The organism is Clostridium sp. (assembly GCF_036639235.1).
Classification (GTDB): Bacteria; Bacillota; Clostridia; order Clostridiales; family Caloramatoraceae; genus Clostridium_AB.
On sequence record NZ_JAVWJB010000040.1, the window covers coordinates 1 to 8,269 of the forward strand.

Consider the following 8,269-nt stretch of genomic DNA (forward strand, 5'->3'; position numbering starts at 1 on the left):
CCCTAGAATACCTTAATTTAAAAGATTCACTTTCAGTATAAATTTGATATGTGATATACTAACAATTACTGTAAAGCATTGCATTGCATATGGCTGCAGCTATTGTACTTCCACCTTTACGTCCCCTAGCTGATATGCAGCTAACTCCTGAATCTATAATTAGCTCCTTAGACTCAACTACATTAACAAATCCAACTGGAACAGCTATTATAAGGTATGGCTTTACAAGACCTTTGTCCATCATTTCTCGAAGCTTAATTAATGCAGTAGGTGCATTTCCTATTGCAAATACAAGTGGGCAGTTAAGCTTTGAGGCTTTTTCCATACTAACAATTGCACGTGTTATTCCTCTTTCCCTAGCTTCCTTAGCTACATCCTCATCTCCCATAAAACACAGTGCCTCTGCACCATATTTCTTAAGAACCTTCTTGTTAATTCCTGACCTAACCATTTCTGTATCGGTTATTATCTTACCTCCACTTTTTATAACCTCTACAAACTTCTCAACAGCGTCATCTGAAAAATACATATTATCTATGTAATCAAAGTCTGCTGAGGTATGTATTACCCTTTTAAGTATAGGGAGAAACTCCTTTTTAATATTAACTTCTCCCATTTCACTTTCTATTATTTGAAAGCTTCTTTCTTCTATGTCACTTGGTGAAAGTATGTTTAAGTACATTTTCTACCTCTCTATTCCTATTCTTGAAGGTATCCCCTTGTCATAGGGATGCTTAATTTTCTTTATTTCTGAAACATAGTCCCCTCTGGATATTAGCTCATTATCTGGGTCCCGTCCTGTAAGAACTATTTCACAGTTTCTCTTTGAATCTAATAATTCTAATAATCTTTCCCTATCTAAAAGATTTTTATTATAGGCTCCTATAACCTCATCTAGTACAAGCATATTGTATCCCTGAAGATTATTAATTATATCATCTAAAAACCTATTATTATCTTCCCGAAGTCTTTCTAATTCTTCACTATTCATCTGGAATGTAAACTTTTTAGGTGAAGGTGCCCTTTTTACATCTATTCCATCTAGGCTTAGTAATATATTCATTTCACTTGTATCCTGCCCCTTAAGAAATTGACAAAACAGCACCTTAAAACCTGCTCCAAGGCAGCGAATAGTAAGTCCTATTGCTGCTGTGGTTTTGCCCTTACCATCTCCATGGTAAATATGTATAAGATTATTCTCCATTATGTCCACCTTCTAATATAGAGTAAATCCTATCTATGTTAAGGCATCTTCTTAAAAGCTTCTCAACCCTATCGTACTGCTCCTCTATATCACCTTGGCTTAATGGCTTACCATCTTCATATCTACTTAAGGTATCCTCATCATCTATATAAAAATCACCATAGTCAACTATTCCAATTAGGTCTTTTTCTGTTATCTCCTCAATCTTAGATGATAATGAATCAATAGACTCTCTTTTTCCTCTAAACTTATTAACAATGCATCCCTTAATTCTACTTCTCTCATCCTCAGGTAATAGCATTAATGTTCCATAAAGTGATGCAAAAACCCCACCACGCTCTATATCCGAAACTAATATAACAGGTGAATTAGTAATCTTTGCAACTCCCATATTAACAATGTCATTAGAATTAAGGTTCATCTCAACTGGGCTTCCTGCCCCTTCAATAACAATATAATCATAATCCTTTGAAAGCTTATTATAGGAATCGAGTATTATCCTGCGAAGATCATCCTTCGAATCTGAATAATTCTTAGAGGAAGTTATCCCCTTGTCTTCACCATTAATATATACTCTACACCCCATAGGTTCTATTTTAAGTAAAATTGGGTTCATTAAAGGTGATGGGGCTATATTACAAGCCTTTGCCTGATGAAACTGTGCTGTTGATATAACAGCACCATCCTCTAGGGTATATGAAAGTGATGACATATTCTGTGACTTAAATGGCGCCACCTTATAGCCATCCTTTGAAAGTATTCTACATAAACCAGTTGTAATAATACTCTTACCTACACTAGACATGGTTCCTTGAATCATAATTGACCTTGCCATATTATCCTCCAATACTATCCTTGTATTTTTTAGCCTTTGTAATAAATCTTCTTGGAATCTCTAAATTAGAATAAAAATGTGTATGATGAAACCCTGCAAATAGGGATTCACTAACCACTCCTAATTTATAGGTTCTCTGCCTTAGTGGCTTACTAGCTAAAAGATCCTCACCGCTGCATGTACAGTCATAATAATGAAACTCATGTCCCCTAGCTATTTCCCCTTCTTTAAGGAATGAATTATCCCCTGTTATATTTATATATCCGAATCTAACAAGGCTACTGCTTTTATAACATTCACCACTTAGGTAGCCTACCATAGGATACTCTACTTCATCCTCACCCTTAATACTTTTATTAAGGTACATAAATCCTCCACACTCTGCAATGCAAGGCATTCTGCTATTAAGTGCAGTAAGTATGCTGTTTTTCATAGAAGTATTATCTGATAGTAACTGTAAATAAAGCTCTGGGTATCCTCCCCCAATGTATATCCCATGGGTATTTTCAGGTATATAATTATCTCTTAAAGGGCTAAAATATATAATATTTGCTCCCATTTCTTCTAGAGTCTTAATATTTTCCCTATAATAGAAGTTAAATGCCATGTCGTATGCTACAGCAATATTAACATTGTCTACTTTATCAATATTCTTTAATGGAGCCTCTATATAAGGGGCCTTAGATGCTATCCTTAGTATTCTATCTATATCTAGGGTTTCAAGTACCTTCTCTCCTAGATAATCAATAATACCCTCTAAATTATTAACCCCATCTGGTGTTATAAGACCTAGGTGGCGGCTGTTTAAAGTAATATTCTCATCCTTTTCTAAATACCCTAAACACTTTATAGAAAATCCGTTTTCTATTAATATTTTCATATCAGGATAAAGTGATGGTGATATATTATTTAGAATAACTCCAGCTATGGTACTTTTATCTCCATATTCAAGATATCCCTTTATTTCTGCAAGTATTGATAGGGACTTTCCCCTAGCATTAACTACTAAAATAGATGGGGTTCCAGTCTTAACTGATAGGTCGTAGGTAGACCCTTCATAGCTTATTCCAGCTAGCCCATCATAATACCCCATAACCCCTTCAATAACTGCTATATCACTACTACTTTCACATTCAGATAAAACTTCCCTACATCCACCATAGCCCATCATAAACAAATCTACATTGGATGATTCTATACCAAGTGCACTTCTATGAAACATAGGGTCTATATAGTCAGGTCCCACCTTTAGTGAGTAAGGATTAATCCCCCTCTTTTTAAGAGCTGATAATAATCCTATAGTTAGGGTTGTTTTACCACATCCACTTGATGTACCAGTTATAATTATTCTTGCCATGTTCCATCACCTTCACCACTAAATATATAAACCGGGTTCTGCCCCATCATCATATTAAATTCTCCAATTGATCTTGCCTTAGCTATTGAAGCTTGAGTAATTTCTACATCTTTAAATGGAAACTTCTTAAAGCAGCTTAGTGCCTCTGAAATTGTTTCAAGTGATATAGCATTCACAACTATTCTTGCATATGGATTTTTATAGAAAGCATTTTCTATAATTGATTCTAATTGACCACAGCTTCCTCCTACAAACACCTTATCCGCTGCTGGAAGATCCTCCATAGCACTAGGTGCAAAACCGTGAATAACCTTCATATTATAGGCCTTAAACTTAATCCTATTAGACTCTATTATATTAATAGCCTTCTCTTCCTTCTCAATAGCATATACCCTTCCATATGTTGCAGATAATGCTGCTTCAATAGCAACAGAACCTGTTCCTGCTCCTATGTCATAAATAACATCATCACGATTAATCTTAAGCTTAGAAATTGAAATTCTTCTAACCTCACACTTAGTCATAGGAACATCCCCTCGTATAAACTCCTCATCAGCTATACCTGATAGGGATATGTTAATGTTAACTGGGCGAGGATTCTCAATAATAAGTACATTAAGTGGGTCAAAATCCATATTCATAACAACAGATATATCATCTACTGTAATTCTTTCATTAGGATATGAAAGATTCTCCCCTATATAAACTTTAAGATTTCTAAATCCCTTTTTATAAAGTGAACGACAAATACTTCTTGGCGAGTTAGTCCCATCTGTTAATATAAATGTTCTATGATTTTCCATAACGCTTCCTACAAGTCCACCATGCCTCCCATGAAGACTTAATACATTAATATCATCAAAGGGTATTGAAAGCCTAGCTGCAAAATATGAAAGTGAACTAATTCCTGGTATTATCTCAACACTTCTATTAATTCCCTGAACAATAGACTCTGCAGCACTGAAGAACCCTGAATCCCCTGATACAAGAATTGATATTACATCTGCTAGATGATTCTCCTCAATTGCTTTATTTATATCACAAACCTTATATGATTCTATTCTCTTAGCATTGTTATTTTCAAATACTGAAAGTACCCTTTTAGCACCTATTAAAACATCACTAGAATTTATAATCTCTATGGCCCTATTAGTTGTGTGGCTCTTAACTCCTACACCTACTATATAAATTTTCACTATATTAATTCCCTAACCCTGTCAGCTAGAATAGCTCCTAGTCTTCTATCGTCTCCTAGGGTATTTCCTAGGGTTACCTTAATATCATTGTGATGTTTTAGAATTTTATTAATTTCCTCAGGAATATCCTCCTTAATATGAACCCCCTCAAATAGGAAGTATGGAACAACCTTAATATCCTTTGCTCCCATTTGTATTAATGTATTGATTCCCCACTCTAGAGTCTTATCTGAAAACTGAAGATAGGCACACACTGCATTATTAAGACCAAGTTCCTCCTTAACATAACCTGTTATCTTATCCATTGTAAGTTCTGTTGATTTTTCACGACTTCCATGTGCAAGTAATAATACACCCTTCATTTATTTCTCCCCCTTAAAATAATCTTCTATAACATTTAGTGTATAATCTATATTCTCCTCAGTATGGGCACCCGATATAAACATAGCCTCAAACTGTGCAGGAGCTAAATATATTCCTCTTTCAATCATATATTTAAAGTACTTTCCGTAGCTCTCAGTATTAGAAGACTTAGCCTTATCATAGTTATCTATTTTCTCCTTGCTAAAGAATAAACAGCATAGTGATTCAAGTGAGTTAACACTATTATCAACTGAGTATCTATCTATTAAAGTTTCAAGCCCAGTTGATAGTCTAGTAGATAATCTACGAAGATAATCATAAACTTGTCTATTCTCATTAAGGTAGGTTAACTGTGCAAGTCCAGCTGCCATAGCAAGTGGGTTTCCACTAAGTGTCCCTGCCTGATATACTCCACCAAGTGGTGCAATGCACTGCATTATTTCCTTAGATGCACCGTAGGCACCAACAGGCATACCCCCTCCTATAATCTTACCGAATACAGTTATATCAGGCTTAACATTAAAGTACCCCTGTGCACCATCTACTCCTAGTCTAAATCCTGTAATAACCTCATCAAATATTAAAAGGGCACCATTTTCACTACATATACTACGAAGCTTATTTAAGAATCCATCCCTTGGTAATACAACACCCATATTAGCAACAACAGGTTCTAATATAATAGCTGCAATCTCCCCCCTATTCTCCTCAAATAACTTCTCAACACTTTCAATATTGTTATAAACTGCAGTTAATGTATCCTTTGCACAACCTTCTGGCACTCCAAGACTATCTGGAACACCTGTAGTTAATGCACCTGACCCTGCCTTAACTAGCATAGAATCACAGTGTCCATGGTAACACCCAGCAAACTTAACTATTTTATTACGTCCTGTATATCCTCTAGCAAGTCTTAGTGCGCTCATAACAGCCTCTGTTCCTGAGTTAACCATTCTAACCATTTCAACTGATGGCACCATTTCAGTTATAAGACGTGCCATATCAACCTCAAGCTTAGTTGCAGCACCATAGCTTAATCCATTTTCAGCTTGGCGAATAACAGCTTCCCTAATTGATGGGTGGTTGTGCCCTAGTATCATAGGTCCCCATGACCCTATATAATCAAGATATTTATTATTATCCTCATCTATTATGTAGGCACCATCTGCCTCCTTAATAAATCTAGGTGTTAATCCAACAGATTTAAATGCACGAACTGGGCTATTAACTCCCCCTGGTATATACTTAACTCCCTCTTCATAAAGCTTAATTGATCTATCCATTATCCTATTCTCCCCTCATCTATTAGTGCTGCAATTTCAAAGGCAAAGTAGGTAATTAATATATCCGCACCTGCCCTAAAAATACTTATAGTAGTTTCTCCAATCATATTCATCTCATCTATGTAACCATTTTTAGCCGCTGCCTTAATCATTGAATACTCTCCACTTACGCTGTAGGCTGCAAGTGGAAGACTTGTGTTTTCCTTAACATCTCTTATAACGTCTAGGTATGAAAGTGCAGGCTTAACCATTAATATATCTGCACCCATTTCTTCATCAAGCCTTGCCTGTTTAATTCCTTCTCTTTTGTTGTGATAGTCCATTTGATATGACTTTCTATCACCAAAGGATGGAGCTGAACCTGCTGCTTCCCTAAATGGTCCATAGAAACTTGAAGCATATTTAACTGAATAGCTCATAATAGGAATCCCAGTAAATCCATTGTCATCTAGGGTTTTTCTAATATGACCAACCCTTCCATCCATCATATCTGATGGTGCAACCATATCAGCTCCTGCCTTAACATGGGATAGTGCTGTTTTTGAAAGTAGTTCTAGGGTAGAGTCATTGTCTACACTGCATCCATTAAGCATTCCACAGTGACCATGACTTGTATATTCACATAGACAAACATCGGTTACTATATACATATCACTGTAATTTTCCTTAATAAATCCTATAGCCCTTTGGATAATTCCATTCTCATCATAGGCACCACTTCCTACTTCATCCTTTTCACCAGGTATTCCAAATAATAATATTTTGTATAATCCTCTAGATTTAAGCTTGTCCAGTATAATATGTAGGTTGTCAATACTATATCTAAACTGCCCCTCCATAGAGTCTATTTCCTCTAGTATGTTTTCCCCATCTATTATGAAAATAGGATATATAAGTGAAGATTTGCTAATTCTAGTTTCACGAACCATTTCACGAATTTTACTATCTCCCCTAAGTCTTCTTGGTCTAACCCTTAAGTCCATTATTATCTCTCCTTATCTTCTCTAGTAAATTTGCCATACTCTCTAGGGTTGCTTTCTCTGATACATATACATTCATTGAAAGGCTACGTCCAAGCCTAGCTGTTGTTTCCCCAATACATATGGCATTTATATTTGAATAATCATCTAAACCAGTAGATTCTACAAACCCTTCTATACAGCTTTTACTTGTAAATGTTATGTAGTCATAATCCTCTACATTAATGTTTTGCTTAACACTAGAAGTTTTATAAATAGGTGTGTCTAAACACTTAACACCTCTAGCTTCTAGAATCTTCACAACCTCTTCATTACCCTTAGCTGCTCTAAATAATATACAGGAATCAATATCTCCTATTTCCTTCCCTAGGGTTTCACCATCATACCTACTTGGAATAAAGTCTACAATAAGTCCCCTACTCTCAATAGATTTAGCTGTTGATGGACCAACTGCTGCTATTTTTACTCCATATAAAATTCTTATATCAAGCTCCTCTTCCTTTAGACAGTTAAAGAATTCATTAACACCTGATGGACTTGTAAATATAGCCCACTTGTAATCACTTATATTAGAGGCTGCATATAGAAAGCCTTTTCTATCTATTTTATCTATTGAAATTGTGTTAATACTAGTAACACTAGCACCTCTTTTTTCAAGTATAGTGGAAAGCTTAGATGCCACCTCTTTCGGCCTAGTAACAAGTATTCTAGTTCCAAATAGGGGCATATTCTCTATCCAGCTATATTCCTTAGCAAGGCTACAAACATCACCAACTATTATTATTCCTGGGCTTTTTATCTTAACTCTCTTTGCTTCATCCTTAATACCCTTAAGGGTTGATATTGTTACCCTTTGATTTGAAGTTGTCCCACTTTCAACTACAGCGCATGGAGTATTTTCATCCATTCCCTCACTAATTAATGATCCTGTAATAGTTTCAAGTGCTGATATTCCCATTAAAAACACAAGGGTTCCATTAAGAGATGCAAGTGCCTTAAAGTTAATACCATAGCTTTCATCCTTTAAGTGACCTGTAATTATATGAAGTGA

General features: G+C 35.5%; 9 protein-coding genes. All 9 read right to left on the bottom strand.

Annotated elements, in window-relative coordinates; all coding sequences use genetic code 11:
* Positions 1-58 precede the first annotated feature (58 nt).
* Positions 59-682, bottom strand: a complete 624-nt coding sequence (locus RR539_RS08760; protein WP_332474523.1) for a precorrin-8X methylmutase — start codon at positions 680-682, stop codon at positions 59-61.
* Positions 683-685: 3 nt separating this feature from the next.
* The gene (locus RR539_RS08765; RefSeq protein WP_332474522.1) at positions 686-1,204 is read right to left on the bottom strand and encodes a cob(I)yrinic acid a,c-diamide adenosyltransferase; all 519 of its coding nucleotides are present in this window, start codon (positions 1,202-1,204) and stop codon (positions 686-688) included.
* Positions 1,194-2,039, bottom strand: coding sequence for a cobyric acid synthase (locus RR539_RS08770; protein ID WP_332474521.1), 846 nt, complete (start codon positions 2,037-2,039; stop codon positions 1,194-1,196). Before RR539_RS08770 ends, RR539_RS08765 begins: the two co-directional genes overlap by 11 nt.
* Before the next feature lies 1 nt (position 2,040).
* Positions 2,041-3,396, bottom strand: coding sequence for a cobyrinate a,c-diamide synthase (locus RR539_RS08775; RefSeq protein ID WP_332474520.1), 1,356 nt, complete (start codon positions 3,394-3,396; stop codon positions 2,041-2,043).
* A complete protein-coding gene (gene cbiE / locus RR539_RS08780; RefSeq protein WP_332474519.1) occupies positions 3,384-4,592 on the bottom strand; it encodes a precorrin-6y C5,15-methyltransferase (decarboxylating) subunit CbiE in 1,209 nt (402 codons plus the stop codon). Before cbiE ends, RR539_RS08775 begins: the two co-directional genes overlap by 13 nt.
* On the bottom strand, positions 4,592-4,954 hold the full coding sequence (locus RR539_RS08785) for a sirohydrochlorin chelatase (RefSeq protein ID WP_332474518.1): 363 nt from the start codon (positions 4,952-4,954) through the stop codon (positions 4,592-4,594). Before RR539_RS08785 ends, cbiE begins: the two co-directional genes overlap by 1 nt.
* Positions 4,955-6,238, bottom strand: a complete 1,284-nt coding sequence (hemL, locus tag RR539_RS08790; protein WP_332474517.1) for a glutamate-1-semialdehyde 2,1-aminomutase — start codon at positions 6,236-6,238, stop codon at positions 4,955-4,957.
* Positions 6,238-7,221 (bottom strand): porphobilinogen synthase, encoded by a 984-nt coding sequence (gene hemB / locus RR539_RS08795; RefSeq protein WP_332483563.1) that lies wholly within the window; start codon positions 7,219-7,221, stop codon positions 6,238-6,240. Before hemB ends, hemL begins: the two co-directional genes overlap by 1 nt.
* A partial coding sequence (locus RR539_RS08800; RefSeq protein ID WP_332500345.1) for a uroporphyrinogen-III synthase occupies positions 7,205-8,269 on the bottom strand: 1,065 nt, incomplete at its 5' end. The genes hemB and RR539_RS08800, both read right to left, overlap by 17 nt.